The following is a 14,360-nucleotide window of genomic DNA, read 5'->3' as shown; positions in this document are numbered from 1 at the left end:
GGTGTTCCTCCTCAAACCTGACCACGCGAAGACCAGGCTTCGCGACCGTTCAACATGATCCTGTCCAGCGTGAAGCCTTTCGTCCTGGCCTCCTGCAGCACCAGCCGCACCACCTGACCCGCCTTGTCCGGATCGAGGCGGTAGTCACGCAGCCATGCCACACCCTGCCCATCGGACTGGCGAGTGAAACGCAGCGAACGCTCCGCCCAGCAATCCGCGGAAGCCATGACCGCCATGCTCGGGGCACTGGCGTCGACAGGATCGCCCGCACTCCCGGCTTCGGGCGCCTGTTCCGCATCAGGGGACGCTGCTGACGCTTGCGCCGTGGCAGGCGCCTCAATCGCTGCAGGCGCCTCCTCGATCGTTCCCACCGGAGCACGGGATCCCATAGGCATCAGCGACACCGGGGCTTCCGCCGGCGGCATGTCCCCCGCCGGCACGACGTCGAAAGCCGCCAATTCGGAAAGATAGGACTGGGCCAGGGCATGCCACCCGAAAACACGGGCGCCCAGCAATGCCTCCGTCACACCTACGGGTTGTGCCGTTGCGCGATCCAGCGGCTGCATGGCCTCGGAAAGCTGATCCACAGGAACAGCACGAACCTGATCGAGCATCTCCACGTGAAAGAGTTCCAGCGACACATCGGGTTTCGAGCTCTCGGAAACCGTGGCTTCGTGAAGCTCGGCCTTTTCGTCGCCGATCGGCGCCTTGACATCGTCGTGCGACGGCACATGCTGCTTGGACAGCTCTTGGGAAAAATCCTTGGAAGGCTTCGGCTGCCCATGCTCGTGCCGAGGCAGTTCCTTGGCCGCGATGCCGACGATGGCAGTCATGGCGCCTCTCCCGTGTGGCCGATCCAGAGCTCGACCATCTCCTCTTGCGTCTTCGCCAGCCGCTCGCGCATCAGCGTGGAACGGACGTCGTCCAGCTTCTCCCCCACGCGTTCGCGGTAGCGTTTCGCCAGCACGTTTTCCGATGCGCGCTCCTTGCGCGTCCGGCTTGCCTCATCCAGGCGTTGCGACGCGGCTGCATGCTTGTCCGCCAAGGCCATGTCGAGAAGCGCAAGCATCTCGTAGCGCCCAAGATCCAGGCGCACTCCTTCGCCGGTACACGCATGGCTCGCCGCGGCCACTGCATTGCGCGCGGCCGACACCTGGTCGACATGGCGGCGTTGTTCCGCCTCCGCAGTGGAAGCCTGCGCCAGGGCGACATCGGCGCGCACCTCCTTGACCTTCGCCATGCGGAGAAGCGTGGTGTATGCCCGTTTCTTGCGATCCGTCATGCGCGCTCTCCTTGCGCCATCGACAAGGCCTTCTGCAGGCCCGCCAGGGTCTCCCGCATGCTCGACGACTGGGCCGGCCCCTGGCGCAGGCAGTCGACCAGATGCGGATGGGCGGCGATCGCTTCGTCCAGTGCGGGATTCGTGCCAGGTTGGTAGGCCCCCATGTCCACGAGGTCGCGCGAACCCTCGTAAGTCGACATGAGCGTCTTGACTCGCCGCACGAGCTGCTGCTGATCCGCATCGGCAACGCGCGTGAGCAGGCGGCTGACGCTTGAAAGCAGGTCGATCGCCGGCAACTGCCCTCGGCTGGCCAGGTCGCGCGAGAGCACTACGTGGCCATCGAGGATCGCGCGCATGTGGTCGGCGACCGGTTCGTTCATGTCGTCGCCTTCGACCAGCACGCTGTAGATCGCCGAAATGGATCCGCCGTCGCGCATGCGCCCGCCGCGCTCCAATATTTGCGGGAGAAGATTGAATACCGATGGCGGATAGCCGCGCGACGTGGGCGGCTCGCCCACGGCCAGGCCCACCTCGCGCTGCGCCATCGCGAAGCGCGTGATCGAATCGACGATGAGCAGGACGTCTTTGCCCAGATCGCGGAAATACTCGGCCACGGCATGGGCGGCATGCACGGCATGCGTCCTCACCAGTGCGGACTGGTCGGCCGTGGCCACCATCATCACCGACTTGCGAAGGCCTTCCGCGCCGAGCGACTCCTGCAGGAAATCGCCGACTTCGCGGCCTCGCTCGCCGACCATGGCGACCACCACGACATCGGCTTTCACGTGGCGCGCCATCATGCCGAGCAGGGTGCTCTTGCCTACGCCGCTGCCGGCGAAAACGCCGACGCGCTGCCCCTTGGCGATCGGCATCACGCCGTCGATGGCGCGAACGCCTGTCTCCAGCACCTCGTCCAGCGGTGCGCGGCGCAACGGGTTGATGGAAGCGGACTGAATCTCGCGCCAGCATTCCGGCACGATGGCATGGCCGCCGTCGAGCGGCTCCCCGAAGGCATCGAGCACGCGCCCGATCATGGCCTTCGCCACCGGCACGCGCAGGCTGCGCCCCAGTCCGCGGATGCGCGCCCCGGCGGCGATGCCGCGAAGGTGGCCGAACGGCATCAGCAAGGTTCGGCCATCCCGGAAACCGACGACCTCGGCGCTGATTCCCCGCCCAAGAGCCGGCGCGTCGATCTCACACAGTTCGCCGATACGCGCGTCCGGGCCGTCCGCCTCGACGACCAGGCCATTGAATCCCAGGAGATGGCCGTACTCCTGGGCCATGGGCTGGTTCGCCAGCGATTGCCGGTAGCGCTCGTACGCGGCGGCCGTATTCATGGCCGTTCGATCCCGAGCGATGCCAGCATGGCATCGTGTATCGCGTCGAGACGCGCGCCGATCGAGCTTTCCACCAGGCCGCGCGCCATCTCGATGCGGCATTCGCCCACGCGCAGCTCAGGTTCCGCATGGACGGCCAAGCCGCCAAAGTCATCCGGCAGTGAGGCGCGATCGGCCGGCGATACCAGCAGCTTTTCGGCGCGCACGCGATATTCCTCCGCCATCTGCGCGCACAGGCGGCGAAGCAGTTCCCCATCGCCCTGCATGGAGCCGAACGCGCGGGCCATGCCCGCGAGAGCCAATTCAAACGCCAGTTCCTGCATGGCTTCGGCCTGATCGCGAAGGGCCGCGTGCAATCCCTCGTTCAGCCGGATCAATGCTTCCTTTTCCTCCGCGATGGCGGCTGCTTCGTCCTCCAGGCGCTGCCTGGTTTCGCACTCCCACACCTCGTGGAATCGAACAGCCTCGCGCTTGCCGTCCTGCTCGCCGGCCTCGAAGCCTTCGGCATAACCCTGCCGGTAGGCTTCCGCATCGACGCCCACGTTTGCATCGACGCCGGGACTGTCCGAAGGCGCCGCGCGGCTTCCCGGCACGCAACGGCGCACCGTAGCCTCCGACACATCCGCATGCTGGAGGCGGCGAATCATCGACCGCTCCCCGTCATCCGCACTTCCACGGCAACCTCGCAGAGGTGGGCGGAGAGAGCGTCCGCCAAGGACGGCGGAAACCGGGGAGGCAAGCGGCTCATCTCGTCGCGGATCGCCTTTGCGCGCAGCGGCGCGCAAGCAGACAGATAGATCTCCGCATGATCCATGGCCGTCGCCGCCAGAATCCTGGCAGTCCACGCCGCGGAAAGGCGATCCAGGATCACGATCAGCACATCCGGCGGCGGCAGATCCCTGGCCAAGTGCACCGGTTCGTCCGCCAGTACGGCACGCAGAAGATCCGCGTCGAGCACGGTATGCCGCTTGGCTTCGTCGACCAGCGCGTCCAGGGCGCCGCGCGCGGCGCCGGGCAACTTCCCCAGCATCCAGCGCCTGTCCGCGGAGTGCATGGCAGCCAACGCAAGTGCTGCCTTGCGCATGCCCATGCCCTTCATCGTTCGGCCTCGGAAGATTCGATCCACTGGCGCAGGCGCAGCAAGGCATCCTCACGTTCGGATGCCGTCAGTCGGCGAGGCGCCTCGGTACGCTTGGTCACCAGCAGGGTGACCAGCGCCAGAAGCACCAGCACGGCCAGGATCGGATAGAACCATGCATGTATCCCCCACTGGGCTGCGGGTGCGGCAACGGCCGCCGCCGCATTCATCGGCGACGATGCGCCAGCGCCGTGCGGAGCGTGCGCCGAGGCCGTCGCTGCATGGGAGACGGAACCGGGCGCTGCCTTCACCGTCTCCGCTGGGGCAAGTGCAACGATGTCGACCTTGTCTCCCCGCGTCGGATCCAAGCCGAGACTGGCCGATACCACGCCGGAAAGCTTGTCGATTTCCTCCTTGGGCAGCGTCCCGGGCACCACGATGCCCACCGAAACGCGCTCGATGCGGCCTGGCGCCTGGTCGACCTCTTCCTGTTCGCTGCCATGCGCGTACTCGAGTTCACGGTCGCTGCTCGTCGCCGAGCCGACAGGCGGGTTCGCATCGCCGTCGCCGGACGCATGCCCGCTCGAGTCGATCTTTTCGCGCACCAGCAGGCCGTTGCCGTCTTTGCCCTGGGGTATCAACTGCTCGCGTACCTGCTTGACGTGGTCATAGTTGAGACTGACGTTTACTGAAACCGTGAAGTTGTCGGTCTGCAGCACCCTGCGCAACAGCTCGTCGGCGCGCGTGCGTAGCTGCCCTTCCATCTGGGTGCGAGCGCTCAGGCTGTCGCTGTCGAGCGCATTGCTCGGGCCATTGGCGGCAGAACCCGACAGTACCCTGCCCTGATCGTCCAGCACGACCACGGAAGCGGGCGCGAGGCCATCGACAGCCGATGCCACCAGCCGTTGTATGCCCGCCACTTCCTTGGCGTCCAGGCTCTTGCCCTGGCGCAGGGTCAGGGTCACCGAAGCCTTGGACGGATCCGGATCCGTCTGGAAGAGCTCGGCACGACGGATCGTCAGATGCACCCGTGCCGAATCCACTTCGCTCAGTGCCGCGATCGTGCGCTCCAGTTCGCCCTGCAACGCCCGTTGGTAATTCACGTGCTGGGCAAACTCGGTAACTCCGTAGTCGGAGTCCTTGAACAGCTCGAACCCGACGCTGCCGCCCTTCGGCACGCCACGCGAGACGAGCTGCATGCGGGTTTCGTAGACCTGATCGGAAGGCACGAGGATGACCTTGCCTTGATCGGCCAACCGGTAGGGCACCTGCATCTGCCCCAGCGTGGCGGTGATTTCCGCGGCGTCCGCCTCGCGCAGGTTGCCGTACAGCACCCCGTAAGGCGGATGCGCGATCCACCATAGCCCAGCGCCCACCAGGCACACGATCAGCAGCAGCCCTGTCCCAAAGGCGATGCGCGCGCGGTTGGACATCGATGCAAAGAATTGCCGTACGTTCACTTCAGTACTTCCCTTGTGACCTTCTCGTCGCGATACCGCTCAACATCGAGCCTGCCTTGGTACGAATGCGCCATGAGTTCACAACTGCATGTTCGTGAGGTTCTGGTAGGCATCGACGACCCGGTTCCGCACTTCGACTGCCATCTGCAGCCTCAGGCGCGCGCTTTCCATGGCGATCATCACGTCGTGCACGGGCACGGAACCGTCTCCCGAAGCCAAGGCACGCGCTGCCTGATCCGCCTGGTTCAGGCTGGCATCGAGTTGATGGACTTCGGAGCCCAGCGCCTGCATGAACGAAGGGCCCGTCTGCGATACCTCGCCAACCGCGGTTTCGGGCATCGTTGCGGGGCGGATGGACACGAGCTGGATGGGCGCCACGTTCATGCGCCGCCCCCCAGATCCAGGGCGTGCAGTGCCATGCTGCGGAGGACATTGAACGCACGCACGTTCGCCTCGTAGGCGCGATCGGCATCGATCAGCGTGCTCATCTCCGACACCATGTCGACGCGCGGATAGCTGACCATGCCCTGCTTGTCCGCGGAGGGATCGCCCGGATCATGCTCCATGCGCGTCGGCGCATCGGTCGACACCATGAGCGGAGCGGCATGCGTGCCCGCGTCCGCCCCCCCCAGCGCCTGACCGAAGTGGGCCTGCCCGGCGACGGAAACCTGCATCAGGCGCGCAGGAACTCCCGGCTGCACCGGCGTATCGGCGACGGCGATGTTGTGGCTCGCCGCCTCGAGTCGCATCCGTTCAAATTCCAGGCCGAACCGGGTTGCCGCGAATATCGAGTCGATGACCATCTCAATCCCTCCCTGCCAGAGCAAGTTGCATCAATGCGAAGTGCCTGGACATCACGGTCGTCAATGCCTGGAAATCCGCGCCAGCGGTTTCCATGTCGGCCACTTCGCCATCCAGGTTCGTGCTCCCGTCGAGAGCGTGCGCAGTCGCACCGAGCGACCGGGACGTCACCGCCCGCAGGCGGCTTGCATCCATGTCGGGATCAACCGCCGCCTGGTGCAACAATCCAACGGCCTGCGAGAAATCCACGCCACGGGCCAAGGCCCCGGGCACGTTCGCATTGGCGATATTCGCGCTGGCGACTTCGGCACGTACGCGCGACATGGCGATGCCCAGGCGCAAGGCTTCGGTAGTCAGATCCATCGATACCTCCTCTATTGAATGACCAGTTCGCCGCGCAATGCGCCAGCGTCCTTGATCGACTGCAGAACCGTGATGACGTCCCGGGTGGACAAGTGGATCGCGCGCAGCGCGGACACCAGATCCGCCACGGTGGCTCCCTGCGGAATGCTGACCAGGCGCGCCTCGGGATCCTGCACGTGGATGTTCGCCTGCGGGACGACCGCCGTGCCGATGTTGCGCGACGGGTGCACCAGGATTCCGTTGGGCTGGGAAACCAGGTAATCCGTCTGCACCTGGATGCGCAGGTCGCCTTGCGAAATCGTGACGCTCCCCAACCTCACGTCTCCGCCCGCCACCACGGTGCCGGTGCGTTCGTTGACGACGACGCGCGCCACATCGTCCGGCGTCACCGGTACGCTCTCGATCGTGGAGATGGCACGCACCAGGTTCGCCGGCGGCGCGGCGAACGTCACGCGGATCTTCCCCGCGTTCTCGGCAATCGCGTCGACCCCGGCATTGCGCTGCAGGGATTCGGCTACGCGCTCCGCCGTCGTGAAATCCGGCTGGTATAGCACTACGTCCAGCGTGCGGCTGCCTTCGGGCAAGCCGACGGGGGCATCCCGTTCGACCGTGGCGCCATCGGGCACCCGGCCGACCGTCGGGTGGTTTTTCTGGTCGTAGCTTCCGAAGGCATGGACTTCGTATCCCCCTACGGACAGCGCTCCCTGCGCCAAGGCATACAGCTTGCTGTCCGGCCCATCCAGCGGCGTCAGCAGCAGGATGCCGCCGCTGAGGCTGCGCGCATCGCCCAACGAGGAAACCGACACGTCGAGCTTCTGCCCCGACGAGGCGAACGACGGCAATGTGGCGGTGACCATCACCGCGGCGACGTTGCGGCTGTCGAGGTCGCCCGGGCTGACGTTGACGCCGAAATGGCTGAGCGTGTTGGCCACCGACTGAACCGTGAGGCGGTTCTTGCTGGTGTCGCCCGTGCCGGCGAGGCCGATGACTAGGCCATATCCCACCAGTGCGCTGTCGCGCACCCCCTCGACGCGCGCGATCTCCTTGAGTCGCACGGCTCCGTTGGCGGCAAACGCCGGAAAGCTCGCGAGCGCGGCAAGAAAGGCAGCAGCAAGAACCGGCTTCATATCAACCCCAGCCAACGGACGATGCGATAGAGAATGCCGTGGCGCTGTGCTTCCGAAATGTCGCCCTGGCCCGTGAACTTGATGTCCGCTTCGCTGATGCGGTTCGAGAGGATCGTGTTGCCGGAAGAAATGTCTTCCGGGCGAACGAGCCCCGTGAGGATGAACCTCTGCTTCTCGCCGTTGATGACCATGGTCTGCTCGCCCTGGACGCGCAGCATTCCGTCGCTACCGACGGATATGACGCGTACGGCGATCTGCGCCTGCAGGCTGCCGGCACGGGTGGTGTTGCCCTGCCCGCCGTCCTCGCCCGACAGGCCAAGCCCGTACTGGTGCGAGCCAAAGCGCGTCTGCGTGCTGGCACCCAGCTGCACGCCGCCAGCGGCATTGGTATTGGCGCTCGCCGTGGCCGTAGCGGTCTCCGTGACGATGACCATCAGGGTGTCGCCTACTTGGTGCGCGCGGCGATCCGCCACCAGTCCGCGATACGTGTCCGGATCGATCATCGAGCCGGAGGATGTCTGCGCATGGCTGGCAAACCCGGCAAGCAGGCCAGCCAGCATGGCGATGAGGCAACGCTTATTGATCAACTTCCACCACTCCTTTGCGGGTGACCCTCGCGTGCACGGGAACGTCTGCGCCATCGACCTGCACCGGCACGATGTCGCCTGCGCTGCCTGGAGCCTGGGCCGTGCCCTTGGTTTGCATCCGGATCGCACCATAGGCCACATCCACCTCGACGCGCTGCTGGCGATCCACGTCCGGCACGCGTTCAAAGTCCTCCAGCAGCACGGGGCTACCGGCCAACACCGCGTGGCGCAGCCGCATCCCATCCAACTGGGAGGGATCGGCGACCAGATCACCGTGCACGTCGGCCACGTCGGCACCCTGCCGGGTCAACTTCAACGCTGCGGGCAGGCTGCCCCTGGGCGCATCGGCCGAATAGCCAAGCACGTCCCGATGGACACTCACGGCGAACCAGACCGTAGCCCGGCGGACGACCTCGCCATTGACGCTGACGTCGACGGGGATCCCCACGCGTTCGCGCGGCAAGTGTCCCGCGGGCTGGCGCGCATCGAGCGCCAGGTGCCCGGGCAGAACCGTCACGTCTTCGGGCTTTCCGACCACGGATATCCGTGCACTGGCCCCATCGCTGCCCAGGCTGGCAAGCAGACGGGCCTGCGCAGCGGCAACCATGCGCGAGGACGCCACGGTCTGGAACGCCGGCGACGAGGCCGGCTGCGCGAGCGTCGCTGCAAGCAGCATGGTCGCGAGTACCGTGTCCACGATCACTGGCGCAGGTTGTTGATGGTGTCGAGGATCTGATCCGACGCCTGCAGGACACGCGCGTTGAGCTGGTACGCGCGCTGCGCAATGACCAGCGTGGCCATCTCACTCACCATGTCAACGTTCGAGCCTTCCAGCGAGCCCTGCAGGATCGCTCCCACGCCATCCTCATTGGGCTTGCCGACGGTGGGGTCGCCCGAGCTCTGCGTCGGCACGTAGTTGTTGCTGCCGACCGATTGCAGGCCGTCCGGCGACGGGAAGGTGCTCAACTCGAGAGTGCCCAGCAGCGTCTCGTTGGTGTTGCTACCCACGATTGCGTAGATGCCGCCGCCCTGGTCGATGCGAATGTGCGTGGCGTCCGGGGGAATCTGGATCTGCTGCGCTAGGCGGCTACCGCCGACCGTCGCCAGGTAACCGTCGCTGTCCACGTGAAGTTGGCCGTCGCGCGTATAGAGATGGTTGCCGTTGGCATCCACTACCTCCAGGAAGCCCTGTCCCTGGATGCCGATGTCCCAGGTGTTGCCCGTCTGCATCATCTGCCCTTGCGAGAACACCGATGAAGTGGAAAGCACCTCGGTGCCCGCGCCGGATTGCTCCGGTGCTAGTCCCGCCTGCACCTGCTCGGGCGAGATCACCGCGACATCGCCGAAGGACACGCGCTGGCTCTTGAAGCCTGGCGTCTGCATGTTGGAGATGTTGTTCGACAAGGTGTCGATCTGGGTCTGCTGGCTCTGCAAACCGGATGCTGCGATGTAAAGCGCGTCGACCATGGTCATGTCCTCACGAATTGTCGCCAAGGTGGTTGATGCCTTCCTGCATGGCCGCGTCGTAGGCCTGGATGGCGCGTTGGACGGATTGGGCATGGCGCGTCAGCGCCATGAGGCGGACGATCTCCTCGCCCGGCGAAACGTTGGACTGCTCCAGCGCCCCCTGCTGGACGCGCCCGATCCATTGCCCCGGCTGCCCGGAATAGGTGTAGAGGCCGCCGCCCATTTCGCGCAGCGCCGACGGATCGTCGACCGCCACGATCTGCAGGGCGTCCACGTTTTCCCCGTTGTCGGTGATGTTGCCCGCCGCATCGACGTGCACGTTCGGATGCGCCAGCGTGATCGGCCCGGATCGGCCGAGCACCGGATCGCCCGCGGCATCCACCAGTTGCTGGTTGGCATCGACATGGAACTGGCCATTCCGCGTCAGCATCGCCTGCCCGCCGACGCTGACCGCGAAAAAGCCGTGCCCGCGGATCGCCAGGTCGAGGGGGTGGCCGGTGACCGAAAGGCCACCGTCCGTGAGATCCAGCGATGGCGCCTCGTCGATCACGCCCGTCTTGAAATCCACTTTCTGGTGCTCGGCGCGATACCCCACCGTGCGCATGTTGGCCACGTTCTGGCTCAGGGCATCGAGGGCATCGACGTCGCTGGCGAGGTAGCGGGCGACACTTGGAATGACTTGGCTCATGGGGTTCCTCAGGCGGCGGAAGCGGAGACGGTGCCGAAGGCCTTGACCATGACCGTGGATGGCACTTCGTTGATGCCGAGCACGGTGACATGGGGGAGGCTGCGCTGGATCAGCGACCGCAGGTGGCGACGCACCGTGCCCGGACAGAGCAGCACCGGGAGATGGCTGCGCGCCATCATCGACTCGGACTGCTTGGCCAGGCCGCCGAGCAGCGCCTCGAGCTGGCCCAGGTCGGCGACCAAGGCGCCGGTGCCCTCCCGCTGGCGCACGGCGGAAATCATGGCGCGCTCCAGTTCCGGGGCCAGCGTCAGCACATGCAGTTCGCCCTGGGCATTGCTGACGCGCTGGCAGATCACGGGGCCCAGCCGTTCGCGCACGCGCTCGACCAGTTCGTCGGTCTGCTTGAGCGTCTTTCCCGCATCCACCAGCACTTCCAGGATGGCCTCGGCATTGCGGATGCTGACCTGCTCGCGCAGCAACTGCTGCAGCACCTTCTGGACGTCGGTGTAGGACATGACGCCCGGAATCAGCTCGTCGACCAGCGACGGCTGCTGCTCACGCACGCGCGCCACCAGACGCTCCGTCTCGGCGCGCGTCAGCAATTCAGGCGCCTGGCGCTTCACGACTTCGCCGAGATGCGTGATAAGCACCGTCTCGGGATCCACCAGGGTGTAGCCCGCGCCTTTCGCGTACTGTCGCTGCTCGGGGCTGATCCACTGCGCAGGCAACCCGTACGCCGGATCGCGCGTCTCGCGGCCTTCCAGCCGTGGCCGCTTGCCGCCCGGATTGATCGCCAGCAAGGCATCGAAATGAAGCTCGCCGCGCCCGACCCGCGATCCCTGCACCCGTATCTCGTAGGCATCCTCGGCCATGGCCGCTCCTTGGATCAGCTTGACCTTGGGCAGGATGAAGCCGCATTCGAGCGCCAGTTGCTTGCGGAACGCGCTGATGCGGTCGCCCAGATCCATGCCGCGGGACTTGTACGTCGCCGCGATACCGCTTCCCAGGTGGATCTCGATCGGCTCCACGCTCAACTGCTTATAGAGATCCTCTTCCTCGCCTGTGCCTTGCGATGCCGTCGATTCCTCCTTGGCATCCTCGGGCGGCGGCGCCGAGCGCGATGCAAAGAAGGTCAACCCGGCCACGCCGAGCAGCACCAGCAACACCGGCCATGCCGGCAAGCCGGGCAACACCAGCAGGCCAAGCAACGCCAAAGAGACGATCAGCAGGGTGCGCGAATTGGAAAGCACCTGGCGGGCGATTTCGGTGCCCAGTTGGGCGTCGGATGCCGCGCGCGTGATGATGATGCCCGTGGCCACCGCGATCACCAGCGACGGGATCTGCGTCACGATGCCGTCGCCCACGGTCAGCAAGGTGTAGCGATGGGCGGCATCGCCCCACGACAGGCCGTGCTGCACCATGCCCACGGTCAGGCCGCCGATGATGTCGATCAGGATGATCAGGATGCCGGCGATCGCATCGCCCTTCACGAACTTGGTGGCGCCATCCATCGCACCGTAGAAATTGGCTTCCTTTTCGACCAGGCCGCGGCGCCGCCGCGCTTCCTTGTCGTCGATCAGCCCCATGTTCATGTCGGCGTCGATGCTCATCTGCTTGCCGGGCATGCTGTCCAGAGTGAACCGCGCCGCCACCTCGGCCACGCGCTGGGCGCCGCTCGTGACCACCACGTACTGCACGACCACCAGGATCAGGAACACCACCAGGCCGATGACGTAGTTGCCGCCCACCACGTACGAACCGATGGCGTTGATCACGCGGCCCGCGTTGCCGTGATCCAGGATCAAACGGGTCGCCGAAATGTTCAGGGCCAGGCGGAACAGCGTGGTGATGAGCAGCAGCGACGGGAACGTGGAGAAGCTCAACGGCGTCTCGGTGAAGAACGTGATCAACAGCACCAGCAAGGCACAGGTGAAGTTGAGCACGAGCAGGAAATCGAGCAGCCCGGGCGGGATCGGCGTGAACAGGATGATCAGGATGCCGATCATCCCGAGCACGAGGGCGACGTCGCGCTTGCCCTTCCAGAGCTGGCCAAACAGGGTATTCACGAAAAGATCCTGTTGCCCGGGCGCTTCATCAGCCAGCGATAGACCGGCGATAGCGACTTGAAGAGATGGGACGGCACGGCACGGTCGACCTTGCACTCGCGGAACAGGGCACGCGCCAGTTCCGGCGAGCGCAGGCAAGGCACGCCGGATCGCGCGGCCACCATGCGGATGTGCGCCGCCATCTTGTCGCTCCCCTTGGCCAGGACGACCGGCGCACGCATGCTCTTCGGGCGGTACTTGAGCGCAACCGCCAGATGGGTGGGATTGGTCAGCACGATGTCCGCCTCCGGCACGCGGCGCACCGAGCGGGCGCGCTTCACCAGTTCGGACATCAGCCGCTTGCGCTTCTGCCGGATGTCCGGGTCGCCTTCCCGTCGCTTGACCTCGTCCTTGATGTCGCGATGGCTCATGCGCAGCTTGCGCAGGTACTCGCGGCGCGTGAACCACCAGTCGAGCAACGCCATCAGGGCAAGCACCACCAGCACCCAGGTCGCCACCTCCGCGTACGTCGTCCGCAACAGCTCACCGATGCCCGACGGCGCCATGAAGGAAGCCGACTGCACGCGGCCATCGACGCCCTTCGCCAGGAACCAGCCGAGCGCCCCCAGCAAAACCAGCTTCATGACGAGCTTGAACAGCTCCCACAGCAGGCGCAGCGAGAACAGGCGCTTGGCTCCCTGCGCAGGGTTGATCCGCGTCCAATCCGGCTTGATGGGCGTCGTGCTGAACGTCGGCCCGGTCTGCACGATGTTGCCGACCACGGCCGCCACCAGCATCGCGATCACGATGGGCACGATCGCTTGCCATGCCGGCTGGAAGGTCTTCTGCAGCCACGCCGCCAGGTTCGCCGTAGGTGCCGGCGCATTGCCGGCCATCCGGATGGTTTGCCCGACCGAATGCGCAAAAGCGATGGCCACGGCGCGTACCGAAACCAACAGGGCGACGGTGAAGACGATCGCCACCACCACGCCGCTGACCTCGGCGCTCCGCGGCACCTGCCCGCGCTCGCGCGCTTCCTGCAACCGGAACGGAGTCGGCTGCTCGGTCTTGGTCTGCTGGTCGTCGGACATCAGCGCACCCTCCACACGGGCAGGATCGCGAAGGCATCCCTGTACATCCGCTCGATCAACGGCGGCGCATAGCGCAGCGACCCGGCCAGCAGCAGGAACCCCGCCAGCATCTTCAAGGGCAAGGCCACGAAGTAGATGTTCGCCTGCGGCATCGAGCGGCTTGCATAGGCCACGGCCAGGTCGATCGCGAACAGGCCCAGTATCGTGGGCGCGGACACCATCAACCCCAGCAGGAACTGGGACGACAGCTTCGACAGCAAGAGACCCGGGGATACCAGCATCACGCCGCTTCCAAGCGGCACGAGGGCAATGGATGCCACCAGCCCCCGGAACAACAGCAGGTGCATGCCTAGTGCAAAGAACACGAACGTGCCGGCCCATTGAACGACCGTGCCGGCCAACGCTTCGGTGGCGTGCGTGGCCGGATTGAACAGGCTGGCCGCCGCCACGCCCGACTGCATGTCCACCACGCGCGCGGAAAACCCGAGCGCGGCTGAAGGCAGGAACACGGCCAGACTGAGAGACAAGCCCATGACGCATTCGCCGCCCATGGCCAGGACGAAAGGCAACGGCTGCGCGGGATCCAGCGTCACGGTTGGCGCATGGCTCACTCCGGTGGCCAGCAGCGTCAACGCCAGCAGTACGCACATGCGGATCGACGCCGGCGCCCAGCTGAACGGCGTGAAGGCGGGCACCATCAGCAACGGCGCGAACCGCGCCATCGCGAGAAGGAAGGTGCCGACCTGGGCGTCCATGCTCTCCATGCCTGGTCACATCCCGCCGATCAACCCGAAGAGATGCTTGGTGAACTCGACCACCACGGCCATCATCCATGCGCCGGTCATGAGGAACACGACCACGACCGCAATCAGCTTCGGGATGAAGGTCAGCGTCATTTCCTGGATCTGGGTAACCACCTGCAGCACCGAGATCACCAGCCCGACCACGAGGGTCACCGCCAGGATCGGGGCGGCGACCTTTGCCGCCGTCAGCAACGTCTGGGAGAGCAGATGCATGGCGACATCACCGTCCAT

General features: G+C 65.8%; 18 protein-coding genes. All 18 read right to left on the bottom strand.

From position 1 onward, the window contains the following. Positions 1-11: 11 nt before the first annotated feature. Positions 12-833 carry a hypothetical protein gene (locus ACZ5Z2_RS04580; protein ID WP_464760781.1) on the bottom strand — a complete coding sequence of 274 codons (822 nt, stop codon included), beginning with the start codon at positions 831-833 and terminating at the stop codon, positions 12-14. Further along, positions 830-1,282: a hypothetical protein gene (locus tag ACZ5Z2_RS04575; RefSeq protein WP_464760780.1), complete on the bottom strand. Its 453-nt coding sequence runs from the start codon at positions 1,280-1,282 to the stop codon at positions 830-832. Before ACZ5Z2_RS04575 ends, ACZ5Z2_RS04580 begins: the two co-directional genes overlap by 4 nt. Then, positions 1,279-2,619, bottom strand: coding sequence for a FliI/YscN family ATPase (locus tag ACZ5Z2_RS04570; RefSeq protein ID WP_464760779.1), 1,341 nt, complete (start codon positions 2,617-2,619; stop codon positions 1,279-1,281). The genes ACZ5Z2_RS04575 and ACZ5Z2_RS04570 overlap by 4 nt, the downstream gene beginning before the upstream one ends. Beyond that, positions 2,616-3,266 (bottom strand): FliH/SctL family protein, encoded by a 651-nt coding sequence (locus ACZ5Z2_RS04565; RefSeq protein WP_464760778.1) that lies wholly within the window; start codon positions 3,264-3,266, stop codon positions 2,616-2,618. Before ACZ5Z2_RS04565 ends, ACZ5Z2_RS04570 begins: the two co-directional genes overlap by 4 nt. Beyond that, positions 3,263-3,709, bottom strand: coding sequence for a hypothetical protein (locus tag ACZ5Z2_RS04560; protein ID WP_464760777.1), 447 nt, complete (start codon positions 3,707-3,709; stop codon positions 3,263-3,265). The genes ACZ5Z2_RS04565 and ACZ5Z2_RS04560 overlap by 4 nt, the downstream gene beginning before the upstream one ends. 5 nt (positions 3,710-3,714) lie before the next feature. Further along, a complete protein-coding gene (fliF, locus tag ACZ5Z2_RS04555) occupies positions 3,715-5,157 on the bottom strand; it encodes a flagellar basal-body MS-ring/collar protein FliF (protein ID WP_464760776.1) in 1,443 nt (480 codons plus the stop codon). 78 nt (positions 5,158-5,235) lie between these two features. Continuing rightward, positions 5,236-5,541 carry a flagellar hook-basal body complex protein FliE gene (gene fliE / locus ACZ5Z2_RS04550; RefSeq protein ID WP_464760775.1) on the bottom strand — a complete coding sequence of 102 codons (306 nt, stop codon included), beginning with the start codon at positions 5,539-5,541 and terminating at the stop codon, positions 5,236-5,238. Beyond that, positions 5,538-5,960 (bottom strand): flagellar basal body rod protein FlgC, encoded by a 423-nt coding sequence (locus tag ACZ5Z2_RS04545; RefSeq protein WP_464760774.1) that lies wholly within the window; start codon positions 5,958-5,960, stop codon positions 5,538-5,540. The genes fliE and ACZ5Z2_RS04545 overlap by 4 nt, the downstream gene beginning before the upstream one ends. A gap of 1 nt (position 5,961) precedes the next feature. Next, on the bottom strand, positions 5,962-6,321 hold the full coding sequence (locus tag ACZ5Z2_RS04540) for a flagellar basal body rod protein FlgB (protein ID WP_464760773.1): 360 nt from the start codon (positions 6,319-6,321) through the stop codon (positions 5,962-5,964). Between the two features lie 11 nt (positions 6,322-6,332). Further along, the gene (locus tag ACZ5Z2_RS04535) at positions 6,333-7,448 is read right to left on the bottom strand and encodes a flagellar basal body P-ring protein FlgI (protein ID WP_464760772.1); all 1,116 of its coding nucleotides are present in this window, start codon (positions 7,446-7,448) and stop codon (positions 6,333-6,335) included. Further along, complete coding sequence (locus tag ACZ5Z2_RS04530; protein WP_464760771.1) at positions 7,445-8,035, bottom strand: flagellar basal body L-ring protein FlgH; 591 nt, start codon at positions 8,033-8,035, stop codon at positions 7,445-7,447. Before ACZ5Z2_RS04530 ends, ACZ5Z2_RS04535 begins: the two co-directional genes overlap by 4 nt. Further along, on the bottom strand, positions 8,025-8,732 hold the full coding sequence (flgA, locus tag ACZ5Z2_RS04525; RefSeq protein ID WP_464760770.1) for a flagellar basal body P-ring formation chaperone FlgA: 708 nt from the start codon (positions 8,730-8,732) through the stop codon (positions 8,025-8,027). Before flgA ends, ACZ5Z2_RS04530 begins: the two co-directional genes overlap by 11 nt. A gap of 2 nt (positions 8,733-8,734) precedes the next feature. Beyond that, positions 8,735-9,508 carry a flagellar hook-basal body protein gene (locus ACZ5Z2_RS04520; protein WP_464760769.1) on the bottom strand — a complete coding sequence of 258 codons (774 nt, stop codon included), beginning with the start codon at positions 9,506-9,508 and terminating at the stop codon, positions 8,735-8,737. Positions 9,509-9,512: 4 nt separating this feature from the next. Beyond that, a complete protein-coding gene (locus tag ACZ5Z2_RS04515; protein WP_464760768.1) occupies positions 9,513-10,190 on the bottom strand; it encodes a flagellar hook-basal body protein in 678 nt (225 codons plus the stop codon). 8 nt (positions 10,191-10,198) lie between these two features. Beyond that, positions 10,199-12,256 carry a flagellar biosynthesis protein FlhA gene (flhA, locus tag ACZ5Z2_RS04510; RefSeq protein WP_464761661.1) on the bottom strand — a complete coding sequence of 686 codons (2,058 nt, stop codon included), beginning with the start codon at positions 12,254-12,256 and terminating at the stop codon, positions 10,199-10,201. Then, positions 12,253-13,326 (bottom strand): EscU/YscU/HrcU family type III secretion system export apparatus switch protein, encoded by a 1,074-nt coding sequence (locus tag ACZ5Z2_RS04505; RefSeq protein WP_464760767.1) that lies wholly within the window; start codon positions 13,324-13,326, stop codon positions 12,253-12,255. The genes flhA and ACZ5Z2_RS04505 overlap by 4 nt, the downstream gene beginning before the upstream one ends. Then, positions 13,326-14,081 carry a flagellar biosynthetic protein FliR gene (locus ACZ5Z2_RS04500; RefSeq protein WP_464760766.1) on the bottom strand — a complete coding sequence of 252 codons (756 nt, stop codon included), beginning with the start codon at positions 14,079-14,081 and terminating at the stop codon, positions 13,326-13,328. Before ACZ5Z2_RS04500 ends, ACZ5Z2_RS04505 begins: the two co-directional genes overlap by 1 nt. A 15-nt stretch (positions 14,082-14,096) precedes the next feature. Continuing rightward, positions 14,097-14,360, bottom strand: coding sequence for a flagellar biosynthetic protein FliQ (locus ACZ5Z2_RS04495; RefSeq protein WP_464760765.1), 264 nt, complete (start codon positions 14,358-14,360; stop codon positions 14,097-14,099).

It is taken from the genome of Rhodanobacter sp. G1, from assembly GCF_055397855.1.
Note: the sequence above shows the minus strand (reverse complement) of the source record. Positions and strands in the feature narration are given on the sequence as shown.

Bases quoted from the DNA above. Each gene is read 5' to 3' on its own strand.
- ACZ5Z2_RS04580 (WP_464760781.1), bottom strand. From the start codon at position 833: ATGACTGCCATCGTCGGCATCGCGGCCAAGGAACTGCCTCGGCACGAG.
- ACZ5Z2_RS04575 (WP_464760780.1), bottom strand. From the start codon at position 1,282: ATGACGGATCGCAAGAAACGGGCATACACCACGCTTCTCCGCATGGCG.
- ACZ5Z2_RS04570 (WP_464760779.1), bottom strand. From the start codon at position 2,619: ATGAATACGGCCGCCGCGTACGAGCGCTACCGGCAATCGCTGGCGAAC.
- ACZ5Z2_RS04565 (WP_464760778.1), bottom strand. From the start codon at position 3,266: ATGATTCGCCGCCTCCAGCATGCGGATGTGTCGGAGGCTACGGTGCGC.
- ACZ5Z2_RS04560 (WP_464760777.1), bottom strand. From the start codon at position 3,709: ATGGGCATGCGCAAGGCAGCACTTGCGTTGGCTGCCATGCACTCCGCG.
- fliE (WP_464760775.1), bottom strand. From the start codon at position 5,541: ATGAACGTGGCGCCCATCCAGCTCGTGTCCATCCGCCCCGCAACGATG.
- ACZ5Z2_RS04545 (WP_464760774.1), bottom strand. From the start codon at position 5,960: ATGGTCATCGACTCGATATTCGCGGCAACCCGGTTCGGCCTGGAATTT.
- ACZ5Z2_RS04540 (WP_464760773.1), bottom strand. From the start codon at position 6,321: ATGGATCTGACTACCGAAGCCTTGCGCCTGGGCATCGCCATGTCGCGC.
- ACZ5Z2_RS04535 (WP_464760772.1), bottom strand. From the start codon at position 7,448: ATGAAGCCGGTTCTTGCTGCTGCCTTTCTTGCCGCGCTCGCGAGCTTT.
- ACZ5Z2_RS04520 (WP_464760769.1), bottom strand. From the start codon at position 9,508: ATGACCATGGTCGACGCGCTTTACATCGCAGCATCCGGTTTGCAGAGC.
- ACZ5Z2_RS04515 (WP_464760768.1), bottom strand. From the start codon at position 10,190: ATGAGCCAAGTCATTCCAAGTGTCGCCCGCTACCTCGCCAGCGACGTC.
- ACZ5Z2_RS04505 (WP_464760767.1), bottom strand. From the start codon at position 13,326: ATGTCCGACGACCAGCAGACCAAGACCGAGCAGCCGACTCCGTTCCGG.
- ACZ5Z2_RS04500 (WP_464760766.1), bottom strand. From the start codon at position 14,081: ATGGACGCCCAGGTCGGCACCTTCCTTCTCGCGATGGCGCGGTTCGCG.
- ACZ5Z2_RS04495 (WP_464760765.1), bottom strand. From the start codon at position 14,360: ATGGACGGTGATGTCGCCATGCATCTGCTCTCCCAGACGTTGCTGACG.